The sequence below is a fragment of the Paraburkholderia bryophila genome (assembly GCF_003269035.1).
Lineage (GTDB): Bacteria > Pseudomonadota > Gammaproteobacteria > Burkholderiales > Burkholderiaceae > Paraburkholderia > Paraburkholderia bryophila.
In genome coordinates this window covers 1-15,028 of the sequence record NZ_QLTK01000054.1, presented here as the reverse complement: position 1 = coordinate 15,028, position 15,028 = coordinate 1, and the positions used below count along the sequence as shown (strand labels likewise).

The 15,028-nt window shown below is 63.2% G+C and carries 8 protein-coding genes; 5 read left to right on the top strand and 3 right to left on the bottom strand.

Annotated elements, in window-relative coordinates; all coding sequences use genetic code 11:
- Positions 1 to 756 precede the first annotated feature (756 nt).
- Together BX591_RS35265 and galU are read left to right on the top strand one after the other, a co-directional pair.
- Positions 757 to 3,654, top strand: a complete 2,898-nt coding sequence (locus BX591_RS35265) for a valine--tRNA ligase (RefSeq protein ID WP_111935922.1) — start codon at positions 757 to 759, stop codon at positions 3,652 to 3,654.
- 84 nt (positions 3,655 to 3,738) lie between these two features.
- Complete coding sequence (gene galU / locus BX591_RS35260) at positions 3,739 to 4,620, top strand: UTP--glucose-1-phosphate uridylyltransferase GalU (RefSeq protein WP_105506668.1); 882 nt, start codon at positions 3,739 to 3,741, stop codon at positions 4,618 to 4,620.
- Between the two features lie 143 nt (positions 4,621 to 4,763).
- Here the strand turns inward: galU and BX591_RS35255 are convergent, their stop codons facing one another.
- Positions 4,764 to 4,991, bottom strand: a complete 228-nt coding sequence (locus BX591_RS35255) for a sulfurtransferase TusA family protein (RefSeq protein WP_105507183.1) — start codon at positions 4,989 to 4,991, stop codon at positions 4,764 to 4,766.
- A 959-nt stretch (positions 4,992 to 5,950) separates the two neighbouring features.
- Here BX591_RS35255 and BX591_RS35250 point away from each other — a divergent pair.
- Positions 5,951 to 8,305, top strand: a complete 2,355-nt coding sequence (locus tag BX591_RS35250; protein ID WP_111935921.1) for a UvrD-helicase domain-containing protein — start codon at positions 5,951 to 5,953, stop codon at positions 8,303 to 8,305.
- A complete protein-coding gene (locus BX591_RS35245) occupies positions 8,302 to 9,081 on the top strand; it encodes a 5'-methylthioadenosine/adenosylhomocysteine nucleosidase (RefSeq protein WP_111935920.1) in 780 nt (259 codons plus the stop codon). Before BX591_RS35250 ends, BX591_RS35245 begins: the two co-directional genes overlap by 4 nt.
- Before the next feature lie 68 nt (positions 9,082 to 9,149).
- Here BX591_RS35245 and BX591_RS35240 read toward each other — a convergent pair whose 3' ends face one another.
- Both BX591_RS35240 and BX591_RS35235 read right to left on the bottom strand, forming a co-directional pair.
- Positions 9,150 to 11,057 (bottom strand): propionate--CoA ligase, encoded by a 1,908-nt coding sequence (locus tag BX591_RS35240; RefSeq protein ID WP_111935919.1) that lies wholly within the window; start codon positions 11,055 to 11,057, stop codon positions 9,150 to 9,152.
- A 208-nt stretch (positions 11,058 to 11,265) separates the two neighbouring features.
- Complete coding sequence (locus tag BX591_RS35235) at positions 11,266 to 12,528, bottom strand: MFS transporter (protein WP_111935918.1); 1,263 nt, start codon at positions 12,526 to 12,528, stop codon at positions 11,266 to 11,268.
- A gap of 499 nt (positions 12,529 to 13,027) precedes the next feature.
- Between BX591_RS35235 and BX591_RS35230 the strand changes: the two genes are divergently transcribed.
- On the top strand, positions 13,028 to 14,704 hold the full coding sequence (locus BX591_RS35230) for a methyl-accepting chemotaxis protein (protein WP_111935917.1): 1,677 nt from the start codon (positions 13,028 to 13,030) through the stop codon (positions 14,702 to 14,704).
- Positions 14,705 to 15,028: the final 324 nt, after the last annotated feature.

The window sequence follows — 15,028 nt, the reverse complement described above, 5'->3', positions numbered from 1 at the left end:
TCCGCTGAATAGCGTTTCATCTTCCATTCGCTGTCCGCCCTCCATCTTTACACTAATCGGTTCGGCTGAGGCGACAACTAGCCTGACATGGAGGGGCCGCGGCAAAGAGAAGTCAGCAAGAGAAAGCCGCTCACACCGCCAGCTCATAAGTGGGTTCCGTGGTCCGCGATGGGTAGTGGTGCATCTGGAATCCGTGCCCTCGCGCATTCCGCGTTAGTGACAAGGCCGTCATTCATCCCGCCTTGCGCTGCGCGCTCGCCGGCGCGGTTCGCCCCGAACCAGCGGTTTTCCCCGGCGCGGCGGGGGCCGTCGGCTTCGCCTCGGCAAGGCGCCGAAATATCCCGCGAATTCACAAATGGTTGATGACCGCCCGGACCCGCCCGGCAGCGAGCGTGCCTGAACGACCGCGGGGGCGCGCGCAGCGCCGCCGGAGGAATGACTGCTGTGTCACGAGCGCGGAATGCGCGAGGGCACGGATTCCAGATGCACCACTACCCATCGCGGACCACGAAACCCGCTTCAGAATTAGCGGTGTGAGCGGCTTTCTCTTGCTGACTTCTCTTTGCCGCGGCAAAGAGAAGTTAGTGCCGCCCCGCACAGGGGCAACACTAATAGACCACTAACCCAGCAAGGAAAGGCCAAAAGCAGCAGAGCAAAAACACCCACCGAGCAGGTCAAAACCCTACCCCAAAAATCCCACCACGTGAGCCCCCGCTTATAATCAAAGATTCCACGCATCCATCAGTTGAAAGCCCCATGAGCGAGACCCCGAGCGACACCCCGAGCGACACCCCCGCCACCGACACCCTCTCCAAGAGCTTCGAGCCCCACACGATCGAAGCCCACTGGGGCCCGGAATGGGAAAAACGCGCCTACGCCGCGCCTTCATTCGACGGGAACAGGAAAGACTTCTCGATCCAGCTGCCGCCGCCGAACGTCACGGGCACCCTCCATATGGGCCATGCCTTCAACCAGACGATCATGGACGGCCTCACCCGCTATCACCGCATGCTCGGCGAAAACACCCTGTGGGTGCCGGGCACCGACCACGCGGGCATCGCCACGCAGATCGTCGTCGAACGTCAGCTCGACGCGCAAGGCGTGTCGCGCCATGACCTCGGCCGCGAAAAATTCGTCGAACGCGTCTGGGACTGGAAGCAGCAGTCCGGCTCGACCATCACGAACCAGGTGCGCCGCCTCGGCGCCTCGATCGACTGGTCGCGCGAATACTTCACGATGGACGACAAAATGTCGACCGCCGTGCGCGACGTGTTCGTCCGCCTGTATGAACAAGGCCTGATCTATCGCGGCAAACGCCTCGTCAACTGGGACCCGGTGCTGATGACGGCCGTGTCCGACCTCGAAGTGGCCAGCGAGGAAGAAAACGGCTTCCTGTGGCATATCCAGTACCCGCTCACCGACGGTTCGGGCCATCTGACGGTCGCGACCACCCGTCCGGAAACCATGCTCGGCGACACCGCCGTCATGGTCCATCCGGAAGACGAACGCTACGCGCACCTGATCGGCAAGACGGTCACGCTGCCGCTGTCGGGCCGCGAAGTGCCGATCATCGCCGACGATTACGTCGACCGTGAATTCGGCACCGGCGTCGTCAAGGTCACGCCCGCGCACGACCAGAACGACTACGCGGTCGGCCAGCGCCACAAGCTGCCGATGATCGAAATCCTCACGCTCGACGCGAAGATCAACGACAACGCGCCGGAAAAATACCGCGGCCTCGACCGTTTCGAGGCCCGCAAGCAGGTAGTGGCGGACCTCGAAGCGCTCGGCGTGCTCGAATCGGTCAAGCCGCATAAGCTCATGGTGCCGCGCGGCGACCGCACGAACGTGATCATCGAGCCGATGCTGACGGACCAATGGTTCGTCGCCATGAGCAAGGCGGCGCCGGAAGGCACCTTCAACCCGGGTAAATCGATCGCCGAAACGGCGCTGGACGTGGTCCGCAGTGGCGAGATCAAATTCGTGCCGGAAAACTGGTCGACCACGTACTACCAGTGGCTCGAAAACATCCAGGACTGGTGCATCTCGCGGCAACTCTGGTGGGGCCATCAGATCCCGGCGTGGTACGGCGAAAACGGCGAAATCTTCGTCGCCACGACCGAGGAAGAGGCGCGTGCCAAAGCCACCGCAGCGGGCTACACGGGCGCGTTGAAGCGCGACGAAGACGTGCTCGACACGTGGTTCTCGTCCGCGCTGGTGCCGTTCTCCTCGCTCGGCTGGCCGAACGAAACGCCGGAGTTGAAGCACTTCATGCCGTCGTCGGTGCTGGTCACCGGCTTCGACATCATCTTCTTCTGGGTCGCGCGCATGGTCATGATGACCACGCACTTCACCGGCAAGGTGCCGTTCGACACGGTCTACGTGCACGGTCTGGTGCGCGACGCCGAAGGCCAGAAGATGTCGAAGAGCAAGGGCAATACGCTCGACCCGATCGATATCGTCGACGGCATCGACCTCGACGCGCTGGTCGCCAAGCGCACCACCGGCCTGATGAATCCGAAGCAGGCCGCGTCGATCGAGAAGAAAACCCGCAAGGAATTCCCGGACGGCATCCCGGCGTTCGGCACCGACGCGCTGCGCTTCACGATGGCGTCCATGGCCACGCTCGGGCGCAACGTCAACTTCGACCTGGCGCGTTGTGAAGGCTATCGCAACTTCTGCAACAAGCTGTGGAATGCCACCCGTTTCGTGCTAATGAACTGCGAAGGGCACGATTGCGGCTTCGAGCAGCCGGCGGAGTGCGGCGAATGCGGCCCGGACGGCCATCTGCACTTCTCGCAGGCCGACTACTGGATCGTCTCGCGCCTGCAGCGCGTGGAAGCGGAAGTCGCCAGGGGTTTCGCCGACTATCGTTTTGATAATGTGACCAACGCCCTATACAAGTTCGTATGGGACGAATACTGTGACTGGTATCTCGAACTCGCCAAGGTTCAGATCCAGACGGGTCAGCCGAACCAGCAGCGCGCCACGCGGCGTACGCTGTTGCGCGTGCTCGAGACGGTGCTGCGCCTCGCGCATCCGGTGATTCCTTTCATTACCGAAGCGCTGTGGCAGAAAGTGGCGCCGTTGGCCGGACGTTATCCCGCGGGCAAGGCCGAGGGCGAAGCGTCCATCATGGTGCAACCTTACCCTGTTGCCGAGCCTTCGAAGATCGACGAAGGCGCGGAACAATGGGCAGCCGATCTGAAAGCGGTGATCGACGCGTGCCGGAATCTGCGCGGGGAAATGAATCTGTCGCCGGCGCTCAAGGTGCCGTTGCTTGCCACCGGCAACGCGGAGCGCCTGCGCACGTTCGCTCCGTATGCCCAGGCGCTGGCCCGTCTGTCGGAAGTGCAGATCATCGCGGACGAAGCAACACTGGACGCTCAGGCGGATGGCGCGCCAATTGCTATCGTAGGGAATGACAAGCTCGTTCTGAAGGTCGAGATCGATGTCGCCGTGGAGCGCGAGCGTTTGTCGAAAGAGATTGCGCGGTTGAGCACGGAGATCATCAAGTGCAACGGCAAATTGCAGAACGAAAGTTTTGTGGCGAAGGCGCCGCCGGCAGTCGTTGAGCAGGAGCAGAAAAGGCGGGCTGAATTCGAAGCCACGGTGGGCAAGCTGCAAGCCCAACTGGCTCGGTTGCCTGCCTGATCGACGCTCCGTGTCCGCCTGCGACCCGTGGGTGAGCGGGCGGACAAGGACTGATAGCTAAACCAGAGGACTCAGGGTAATCACATGCTAAAAGTTACAAAAGCGGTATTTCCGGTAGCAGGTCTTGGCACGCGGTTCCTCCCCGCCACGAAGGCGAGCCCGAAGGAAATGCTCCCGATCGTCGACAAGCCGCTGATTCAATATGCGGTGGAAGAAGCCATGGCGGCCGGCATCACCGAAATGATCTTCGTCACGGGGCGCAGCAAGCGGGCTATCGAGGACCATTTCGATAAATCGTACGAAATCGAAGCGGAACTGGAAGCGCGCGGCAAAGATAAGCTGCTGGAGCTGGTGCGCAGCATCAAGCCGAGCCACGTGGACTGCTTCTACGTGCGTCAGCCGGAAGCGCTGGGCCTCGGCCACGCGGTGCTGTGCGCGGAAAAGCTGGTGGGCGACAACCCGTTCGCCGTGATTCTCGCGGACGACTTGCTGTACGGCACGCCGCCGGTCATGACGCAGATGATCGAGGTGTTCGACCACTACCACAGCTCGGTCATCGGCGTCGAAGAGATCCCGCCGCAGGAAACCAAGTCGTACGGGATTGTCGACGGCAAGGAGTGGGAAGACTCGATCATCAAGATGTCGGGCATCATCGAGAAGCCGGAGCCGAGCGTGGCGCCGTCGAATCTCGGCGTGGTGGGCCGATATGTGTTGAAGCCGCGCATCTTCGAACATTTGCGCGCGTTGAAACCGGGCGCCGGCGGTGAGTTGCAGCTGACGGACGCGATCCAGTCGCTGCTCGCCGACGAACAGGTGCTGGCGTACAAGTATCATGGCACGCGTTTCGACTGCGGCAGCAAGCTTGGCTATCTGAAGGCGACGGTCGAGTTCGCGTTGCGTCACCCGGAGGTGGCCGCCGATTTCGAAGAATATCTGCGTACCCGTTCGCCGGTGCTGGAAGGCTGAACGAGCGTTAGGCGCATTGGCCTGTCCGCAGGTCTGTTTTAGCCTCTCGATAGCATCAGACTGACGTAAAAAAGGCGCTGTGCCCCGCATTCGCGGGCACAGCGCCTTTTGTTTTGGCGTTCGGTGCGTGAGTGCGCCGCGGCTTAGCGGCGTTTCATCAGGAACGTGAAGACTTTGTCTTGCGTGGAGGTTTCGACGATTTCGTTGCCGGTTTGTTTGGCGAAAGCGGCGAAATCGCGCTGCGAGCCGGGGTCGGTGGCGAGCACTTTGAGGATCTGGCCGCTTTCCATGTCGGCGAGCGCTTTTTTGGCGCGCAAGATGGGCAGCGGGCACAACAGGCCGCGTGCGTCGACTTCCTTGTGAATCTGAATTTGCATCGGTGATGACCTTCAGGGGCGTTGCGGCGCGTCGCGTTGTTGCGGCGCTGGAGGGTTAAATTCTACAGGGTGGTTGGGGTTTTGGCCTTTCCTTGCTGGGTTAGTGGTCTATTAGTGTTGCCCCTGTGCGGGGCGGCACTAACTTCTCTTTGCCGCGGCAAAGAGAAGTCAGCAAGAGAAAGCCGCTTACACCGCCAGCTCATAAGTGGGTTCCGTGGTTCGCGATGGGTAGTGGTGCATCTGGAATCCGTGCCCTCGCACATTCCGCGTCCGTGACACAGCAGTCATTCATCCCGCCTCGCGCTGCGCGCTCGTCGGCACGGTTCGTCCCGAACCAGCGGTTTTCCCCTGCGCGGCGGGGGCCGTCGGCTTCGCCTCGGCAAGGCGCCGAAATATCCCGGCAGCTCACCAATGGTTGATGACCGACCGCGGGGACCCGCATGGCAGGGAGCGTGCCTGAACGACCACGGGGCGCGCGCAGCGCCGCTGGAGGAATGACTGCTGTGTCACGAGCGCGGAGTGTGCGAGGGCACGGATTCCAGATGAGCCACTACCGCAACTGCGCGAGGTCCCCACTTAGCAGGGGCCTGACGTGAACGACCGCCGCGGCGCGCGCAGCGCCGCCGGAGGAATGACTGCTGTGTCACGAACGCGGAGTGTGCGAGGGCACGGATTCCAGATGAGCCACTACCAGAACTGTGCGAGGGCCCCACTTAAGAATTAGCGGTTTGAGCGGCTTTCTCTTGCTGACTTCTCTTTGCCGCGGCAAAGAGAAGTTAGTGCCGCCCCGCACAGGGGCAACACTAATAGACCACTAACACCACAAGTAAAGGCCAAAAGCAGCAGAGCAAAAACACCCAGACACCCCCCACCCCCAAAGTCAGAAAAACCAGAAAAGCCAAGCCCCCGCCGGGGCATATAATGTCCCCCGACCCGCCGTCCTCCCGAGAAAAATGCCCGATCTGCTCGCCAACCTGAACCCCGAACAACACGCCGCCGTCACGCTCCCCAACGAGCCGGCGCTCATCCTCGCCGGCGCGGGCAGCGGCAAGACCCGCGTGCTCATCACCCGCATCGCGTGGCTGATCCAGCATGGGCTGGCGTCGCCCGCCACCGTCCTCGCGGTGACCTTCACAAACAAAGCCGCCCGCGAAATGATGTCGCGTCTCCAGGGGCTGCTGCCCATCGACACGCGCGGCATGTGGATCGGCACCTTCCACGGCCTCTGCAACCGCATGCTCCGCGCGCACCATCGCGACGCAGGCCTGCCCGCCACGTTCCAGATTCTCGATACCGCCGACCAACTGTCCGCGATCAAGCGTCTGATGAAAGGCCTCAATATCGACGATGAAAAGTACCCGGCCAAAAACCTCCAGTACTTCATCAACAACGCGAAAGAACAAGGCCTGCGCCCGAAAAACGTCGACGCGACCGACAACTTCAATCTGAAATTCGTCGAGCTGTACGAAGCCTACGACCAGCAGTGCCAGCGCGAAGGCGTGGTCGATTTTCCGGAACTGCTGCTGCGCTGCTTCGAGCTGCTCGCGCACAATCCGCCGCTGCGCGCCCACTACCAGGCGCGCTTCCGGCATATTCTGGTCGACGAGTTCCAGGACACCAACAAGCTGCAGTACGCGTGGCTCAAAATGCTGGCCGGCCAGACCAACTCGATCTTCGCGGTCGGCGACGACGACCAGTCTATCTACGCGTTCCGTGGCGCGAACGTCGGCAACATGCGCGACTTCGAACACGAGTTCAACGTCCGCCATCTGATCAAGCTGGAGCAGAACTACCGCTCGCACGGCCATATTCTCGACGCCGCCAATCAACTGATCGCCAACAATTCGCGCCGTCTCGGCAAAAACCTGCGCACCGACGCGGGTCACGGCGAACCGGTGCGCGTGTACGAATCCGCCACCGATTCGCAGGAAGCCGGCTGGATCGTCGAGGAAATCAAGGCGCTGATCAGCACCGGCACGTCGCGCAGCGAAGTCGCGATTCTGTATCGCAGCAACGCGCAGTCGCGCACGATCGAACACACGCTGGTCAACGCGGGCATCGCGTATCGCGTGTATGGCGGCTTGCGCTTTTTCGAGCGCCAGGAAGTCAAGCACGCGCTCGCCTATCTGCGCCTGATCGACAATCCGAACGACGACACCGCGTTCGTGCGCGTCGTCAATTTCCCGACGCGCGGTATCGGCGCACGCTCGATCGAACAACTCGCGGACGCTGCGCGTCTGTACAACTGCTCGATGGCCGCGGCGATCCCGTACGTGGCGGGCAAGGCGGGGTCGAGTCTCTCCGCTTTCGCGAACCTGATCGGCAGGATGCGCGCGGAAACGCAGCAGATGAGCCTGCCGGAAACCGTCGAATACGTGGTGCGCACGAGCGGGCTGTCCGAGTTCTATCAGAACGAACGCGAGGGCCAGGACCGGCTGGAGAACTTGCAGGAACTGGTCAACGCGGCGGCGGCGTTCGTCAGCGAAGAAGGCTACGGCATGGACACGCCGGCGCGTTCCATTCCGCTGCGCCCGGGCGCGAGTGCCGCGCCGGAGCTGGCGGTCGCCACCGACGACCCGAATACCGTCGTGCTCGACGCCCCCGGCATCGCCGACCCGGCGCAAAACCCGGACACGATGACACCGCTCGCCGGCTTCCTGTCGCACGCCTCGCTCGAAGCGGGCGATAACCAGGCGCAAGCCGGCCAGGAAGCCGTGCAACTCATGACCGTCCACGCGGCCAAGGGCCTGGAGTTCACGGCGGTGTTCATCACGGGGCTCGAAGAGGGCTTGTTCCCGCACGAGAACAGCGCGATGGAGTCGGACGGTCTGGAGGAAGAGCGGCGCCTCATGTACGTGGCGATCACGCGCGCGAAGGAGCGTTTGTATCTGTCGTTCGCGCAAAGTCGCATGCTGCACGGCCAGACGCGTTACAACATCCGCTCGCGCTTCTTCGACGAACTGCCGCAGGAAACCCTCAAGTGGCTCACGCCGAAGATCGAAGCGGGCGCGCGCTGGGGCGGCGGCCGGTCGGACAACGCCGGTTACGGGCGCGACTGGTTCGCGCGGCCGGGTTACACGGGGCCCGCGTCCTCCACGCCGGCGCCGTTGCCGGCTTTCGCGAATGAACAGCGGGCGGCGGAAACGGGCTTCCGCGTGGGGCAGCAGGTGTTCCACACCAAGTTCGGCGAAGGCACGATCACCGCGCTCGAAGGCGGCGGCGTCGATGCCAAGGCGCAGGTCAAATTCAAGCGGCACGGTGAGAAGTGGCTGGCGCTCGCGGTCGCCAAATTGCAGGCGGTCGAATGAGCGCCGCGCCGTCACATCGTCCGCTCGGCATTCTGGCGGCGCTGCCGCAGGAACTCGGCGATCTGATCGACGCGATGCGTGCGGAGTCCGGCGTGCGCACGATCACGCACGGTCAGCGCGACTATCACCTCGGCACGTTCCATGGCGCGCCGTGCGTCGTGACGCTGGCGCGGGTCGGCAAGGTGGCGGCGTCGGCCACGGTCAGCGCGCTGATTCACGCGTTCGACGTCGAAGCGGTCGTGTTCACCGGCGTTGCCGGTGGTGTGGGTGCGGACGTGCGGGTGGGCGATATCGTCGTGGCGAATGCGCTGCTGCAGCATGACCTCGACGCGTCGCCGCTGTTTCCGCGCTTCGAAGTGCCATTGCTGGGCGTGTCGCGTTTCGCGGCGGATGCGGCGCTGGCCGATCAGCTCACGGCGGCTTGCGAACGCTTCGTCGCTGAAGAGGGTGCGATGTCGGCGGCGCGGTTTGGGACCCAGGCGCCGCGCGTGCATCGCGGCCTGATTATCAGCGGCGATCAGTTCGTGGCCAGCGCGGCGGGCGTCAACGCGTTGCGCGACGCGTTGCCGGACGCGCTCGCCGTCGAAATGGAAGGCGCGGCCATCGCGCAGGTTTGCTACGAATATGGCGTGCCGTGCGCCGTGGTGCGCACCATCTCTGACACCGCCGACGACCACGCGCCGGAGTCGTTCGTCTCGTTTCTGACAGAGATCGCGGGTACGTATTCGAATGCGATCCTGACGCGGTTTTTAGAAGCGCGGAGTTCGGCGCACTGACTGACCCGCGTCGCAAAGCGAATGACGACAACGCCGGCTACATGCCGGCGTTGTCGTCACACCGCGCGCTAATCTTTCGCCGCGCCGTCGTCCAATGCCTCGCGCACCTGCTGCAGCGCCGCCGGATCTTCTATGGTCGGCAAATCACCCGGCTCACGTCCCTCGGCGAGCGCCGCGATCGCGCGGCGCAACAGCTTGCCGGAGCGTGTCTTCGGCAGCATCGACACCACCACCACGCGCGCCGGCCGGGCAATCGCGCCGAGTTGACGGTCGACCGTCGCGGTGAGCTCGGCTTCCAGCTTCGTGCGCTTTTTCGCGTCCGCATAAGCGCCGGCGTCGCGCAGCACCACGAAAGCCATCGCCGCTTGTCCCTTGAGCGCATCCGTCACGCCGACCACGGCCACCTCCGCCACCGCCGCGTGGCTCGATAACGCTTCCTCGATCTCGCGCGTGCCGAGCCGATGGCCTGCTACGTTGATCACGTCGTCGGTACGGCCGAGGATCGTTACGTAACCGTCTTCGTCCTGAATGCCCCAGTCGAAGGTGGAATAGAGCTGCTGGTTCGGAATGCTCGACCAGTACGTGCTGACAAAGCGATTGTCATCGCCCCAAACCGTCGACATGCAACCCGGCGGCAACGGATAAGCCAGCGTCAGCACGCCTTTTTCTCCCGCCGGGCAGGGCTCGCCGGTCACCTCGTCGCGCAGGCTCAGGTTGAAGCCCGCCGACGGCACGCCCGGCGAGCCGAGCTTGGTGGGCAGCGCCTCGACGCCGCGCGGAATCGCCAGCATCGGCCAGCCGGTTTCGGTCTGCCAGTAGTTGTCGATCACCGGTTTGCCGAGCGCGCCGGTAATCCACGCGGCGGTCGGTTCGTCGAGCGGTTCGCCGGCCAGAAACAGCGTGCGCAGGCTCGACAGATCCGCCTGCTTCAGCAGTGCCGGGTCCTGTTTTTTCAGCACGCGCAGCGCGGTCGGCGCGGTGAACATCAGATTGATCTTGTGCTGCTCGACGAGACGCCACCAGATGCCGCCATCCGGCCGGATCGGCGTGCCTTCGTACATCACGGTCGTCAGGCCAGCGATCAGCGGTGCGTAGACGATGTAGCTATGGCCGACCACCCAGCCCACGTCCGAGGCGGTAAACATCGTGTCGCCCGGCTTGCCCTGGAAGATGTGTTTCATCGACGCCGCCAGCGCCACCGCGTAGCCGCCCACGTCGCGCTGCACGCCTTTCGGCTTGCCGGTCGTGCCCGACGTGTACAGCACGTAAGAGGGCTCGTTCGACTCGAGCCATTCGCACGGCACATGAGCGTCGTAGAACTGTTCGCGCAGCGGTTCGTAGCTGACCAGGTAGCTGGCGTTCAACCGTTCCGGCGCGAGTTGCCGGTCGATCAGCAACACGTGCGGCGTCTTGTGGGCGGCGCGCGCGAGCGCTTCGTCCATCAGCGGTGTGTAGTCGATCACCTTGCCGCCACGCGCGCCGGCGTCGGCGGTCACGATCAGCACCGGTTTGGCGTCGTCGATGCGGGCCGCGAGGTTCGGTGCCGCGAAGCCGCCGAATACCACCGAATGAATCGCGCCCAACCGCGCGCAGGCTAGCATCGCGAACAGGGCCTCGGGGATCATCGGCAGATAGAGCAGCACCACGTCGCCGCGCTTGACGCCGAGCGAGCGCATGACCGCCGCCATCCGGTTGATTTCCGCATACAGCTCGGCGTACGTGTAGCGCCGTTCGATCACGGTTTCCGTCGACACATAGACCAGCGCGTTCTGCTGCGCGCGTGCGGCCAGATGACGATCCACCGCGTTGTGGCACAGGTTCGTGCGGCCGCCACAGAACCATCGCGCGAAAGGCGGGTTCGAGCGATCGAGCACCGTGTCGAACGGCGTCTCCCAATGAATCCGCTGCGCCTCGTCGCGCCAGAAGGCTTCGGGGTTCTCGATCGAACGGCGGTGGAAGTCGCGGTAGCTGGTCATCGACGGCAATCCTTCTGCTGCGTGAGGGAACCTGAGGTGAACGGGAGATCGGAGCGGGCGACCGGCCGACGCGGCGCGCAAGCGGGCATAGTCCCGCACAAGGATAGAACAGGCGCGGCGCTCGGGACAACGCGGGTTGTCCATGAGCGGCGCCCAAGAAAAAAGGCGCCGCAGCGCCTTTCTCTGAAACCACTTTCGAGCCAGCCAATCACGCCTTGGCGCGCTTGCCTTCGACATCCGGCAGAAACACCGTCAGCACACCGATCAGCGGCAGGAACGAACAGACCTTGTACACGTACGCGATGCTGGTGGCGTCCGCCAACTGCCCGAGCACGGCGGCGCCGACGCCGCCCATGCCGAACGCGAAACCGAAGAACAGCCCCGCGACCATGCCGACCTTGCCGGGAATCAGCTCCTGGGCGTAGACGATGATCGCCGAGAACGCCGAGGCCAGCACCACGCCGATGATCACCGTCAGCACGCCGGTCCAGAACAGGTTGGCATACGGCAGCAGCAGCGTGAACGGCGCGACGCCGAGGATCGACACCCAGATCACGTACTTGCGGCCGATCTTGTCGCCGATCGGACCGCCGATCACAGTACCGGCGGCCACCGCGGCGAGGAACACGAACAGATGGATCTGCGCCGCCTGCACCGGCAGATGGAACTTGTCGATCAGATAGAAGGTGAAGTAGCTGTTGAGGCTGGCGAGGTAGAAGTACTTCGAGAACACCAGCAGCATCAGCACGCTCATCGCGAACATCACCTTGTTGCGCGACAGCGTGGCGTGCGGCGCCGAGCTGCGCGCCTTCTTGATCGACGGATGCCGTTTGTACCAGCGGCCGATCTGCGCGAGCACGACGATCGCGACCAGCGCCGCCACCGAGAACCACGCAATGCTGCGCTGGCCGTGCGGAATCACGATCAGCGCGGCGAGCAGCGGCCCGAGCGACGAACCCGCGTTGCCGCCCACCTGGAACAGCGACTGCGCGAGGCCGTGCCGTCCGCCCGACGCCATACGCGCGACCCGCGACGACTCCGGGTGAAACACCGACGAGCCGCAGCCGACCAGCGCCGCCGCGACCAGCAGCACGCCGAAGCTCGGCGCGACCGACATCAGCAGCAAACCGGCCAGCGTGAAGCCCATGCCGACCGGCAGCGAATACGGCTTCGGATGCTTGTCGGTATAGATGCCGATAAACGGCTGCAGCAGCGACGCGGTGATCTGATAGGTCAGCGTGATCAGCCCGATCTGACCGAACGACAGCGCGAAGTTGTCTTTCAGCATCGGGTAGATCGCCAGAATCAACGACTGGATCATGTCGTTGAGCAGGTGCGAAAAGCTGATCGCGCCGAGCACGGAATACACCGTGCGCTGGACCTTGGTGGCCGGTTGCGGGGCGGCGCCGCCGCTGGCGGAACTGGCGGCGGGCGCGCCGGCGAGGGCGCTTTTATCGAGGCTCGTTTCCATGTGATAGATGAAAGAAAAGGAAGATGACGGGAAAGGATTCGATGCTGCCGGCACACCTTGACGCCAGGCGTGGATTGCTGCGGCATTTCGACGCGGCAACCGGTGTAATCAGCTATTTGTCGCAGTTTAATGTGGCTTGAGCGAAATGTAAGGACAAGTTTTGTCGCGAATCGGACATGATTTGCCGATGCAGGTCACATTGCGACGCGCCGAAAGCGGGCGCCGCCTGCACCGTCACGGTGCCTGAGGCGGGTGTGTTGCCCTTACCACGGGTGGCGGGCGACTCGTCCGATAAATCCGGTCCGGGGATTTTTGGCCATGTATAAAACGGTCGCGGGCGCGAAGCTTACAAGGCGACGCGTCGAGGACCGGGCGACACGCGGTCGGCATTTCGCGAGCGACGCTAAAGATCGCAGACGTTGTTGCCGTAGACCCGGAGAGATAGGCAGCAATGCCGGGACTGACCTTTCCGGCAGCTCTACATGTGGGGACGGGGAATATGAAAGCAGTGTCGCTGGGCAGCCAGGCAGGTGTGGGTTTTGTTCCAGAGGGGGATTCGGCCGGCAAGTTGCCGCCGCGTGGCCAGCGCAGTCGCTCGCGAGGCGTGAAGCTCAAGGGCTTGTCGGTGAAGGTGATGTTGCGTCTCGCCTTCGCGGTGCTGCTGATCGGCACGCTCCTGATCGGCGTGTTTTCGCTGACGCAGATCAGCCGGTTGAACGCTTCCGCGCAATCCATCTACGACCAGGGGCACGTTGCCAGCCGCGCGGCCGAAGAGGCGCGCGGCCACATGCTGCGCGCGAGCCGCGCGCAAAAAATGCTACTGACCGCCACTACCGCGAAGGAACGCGACGACCTCGGCGGCGACATCGATAAAGGGCTGAACGGCCTCGCCGCGCAACTCGTCACGCTGCAACAGTACGTCGATGTATCGGACGCCAAGGCGATCGACCAGCAGAAGAAATTCGCCGCCGCCGTCACCGTCTGGAGCGGGCACCTGCGCGACTTCGTGACGCTCGTGAAAGCGCAGCCGCTCGATCTGTCGCAGATGAACTGGCAGGTCGGCACGCAGGACGTGTCGCTGCTGGTCGAAACCGACAAACTCGAAAAGATGGTCGACGAACTGGTCGTGCAGCGCGGCGCCGCCGCGAAGGCGACGATCGATGCATCGGGCTTTATTTACCACTCGTCGTTCGTGATGATCGCGGTGATGACGATCGGGCTGATCGTGCTCGCGTTCGGCATCAGCGAATGGGTGGTGCGACGTCTGGCCGGCCAGCTCGGCGGTGAGCCCGGGTACGCGAAGGAGATTGCCAGCCGGATCGCGGCGGGCGATCTGTCGAACGAGATCGCGCTGGGGCGCAAGGACAAGTCGAGCATGCTGTTTGCGCTGCACGACATGCAAAGCGGACTGGCGACGACGGTGGCCGACATTGCGTCGAGCGCGGATGCGATTGCGACGGCGTCGGGTGAAATTGCGATGGGCAATCTGGATCTGTCGCAGCGCACCGAGCAGCAGGCCATGGCGCTCGAGCGGACTGCGAGCAGCATGGAGCAGTTGACGTCGACGGTGCGGCAGAACGCCGATAACGCGAAGCAGGCGAGCACGCTGGCGCATAACGCGTCGGATATCGCGGAGAAGGGTGGCGCGGTGGTGAGTCGCGTGGTCGCGACGATGAACGAGATCAACGATAGCGCGCGCAGTATTGGCGACATCATTGGGGTGATCGAAGGGATCGCGTTTCAGACCAATATTCTGGCGTTGAATGCGGCGGTCGAGGCGGCGCGGGCTGGGGAAGAGGGGCGTGGGTTTTCGGTGGTCGCCGCCGAGGTGCGGAATCTGGCGCAGCGCAGTGCTGCTGCTGCGAAGGAGATCAAGGGGTTGATCAGTACCTCCGTCGAGCGGGTGGGTAATGGATCGACGTTGGCTCAGGACGCTGGGCAGACCATGGATGAGGTGGTTAAGGCCGTTAAACGGGTGACCGATATCATGGGGGAAATCTCGGCTGCTTCTTCTGAGCAGAGTGCGGGGATTGAAGAGATTAACCTCGCGGTTACGCAGATGGATTCTGGGACGCAGCAGAATGCGGCTTTGGTTGAGGAGGCTACGGCGGCTGCCAGGTCGTTGGATGATCAGGCTAGGGGGTTGAAGGAGATGGTTGGGAAGTTTCGGTTGTGAGGTGATGGGGGTTGGGGCCTGGTCGGCGGGGTGGTTGTCTGGTTGTGGTTGGTGTTGGCCTTTTCTTGTTTTCGTGGTGGTCTATTGGCGTTGCCCCTGTGCGGGGCGGCACTAACTTCTCTTTGCCGCGGCAAAGAGAAGTCAGCAAGAGAAAGCCGCTCACACCGCTAATTCTTAAGTGGGTTCCTCGCGCAGTTGCGGCAGTGGTGCATCTGGAATCCGTGCTCTCGGGACCTATCCGTGATTTTGTGGGCGAGGCATATCATGAAGGATGAATATCATGGATATGCCGATCATGAAAAAGAAACGTACTGTGGCCTCTCA

Bases quoted from the DNA above. Each gene is read 5' to 3' on its own strand.
- BX591_RS35265 (WP_111935922.1), top strand. From the start codon at position 757: ATGAGCGAGACCCCGAGCGACACCCCGAGCGACACCCCCGCCACCGAC.
- galU (WP_105506668.1), top strand. From the start codon at position 3,739: ATGCTAAAAGTTACAAAAGCGGTATTTCCGGTAGCAGGTCTTGGCACG.
- BX591_RS35250 (WP_111935921.1), top strand. From the start codon at position 5,951: ATGCCCGATCTGCTCGCCAACCTGAACCCCGAACAACACGCCGCCGTC.
- BX591_RS35245 (WP_111935920.1), top strand. From the start codon at position 8,302: ATGAGCGCCGCGCCGTCACATCGTCCGCTCGGCATTCTGGCGGCGCTG.
- BX591_RS35240 (WP_111935919.1), bottom strand. From the start codon at position 11,057: ATGACCAGCTACCGCGACTTCCACCGCCGTTCGATCGAGAACCCCGAA.
- BX591_RS35235 (WP_111935918.1), bottom strand. From the start codon at position 12,528: ATGGAAACGAGCCTCGATAAAAGCGCCCTCGCCGGCGCGCCCGCCGCC.
- BX591_RS35230 (WP_111935917.1), top strand. From the start codon at position 13,028: ATGAAAGCAGTGTCGCTGGGCAGCCAGGCAGGTGTGGGTTTTGTTCCA.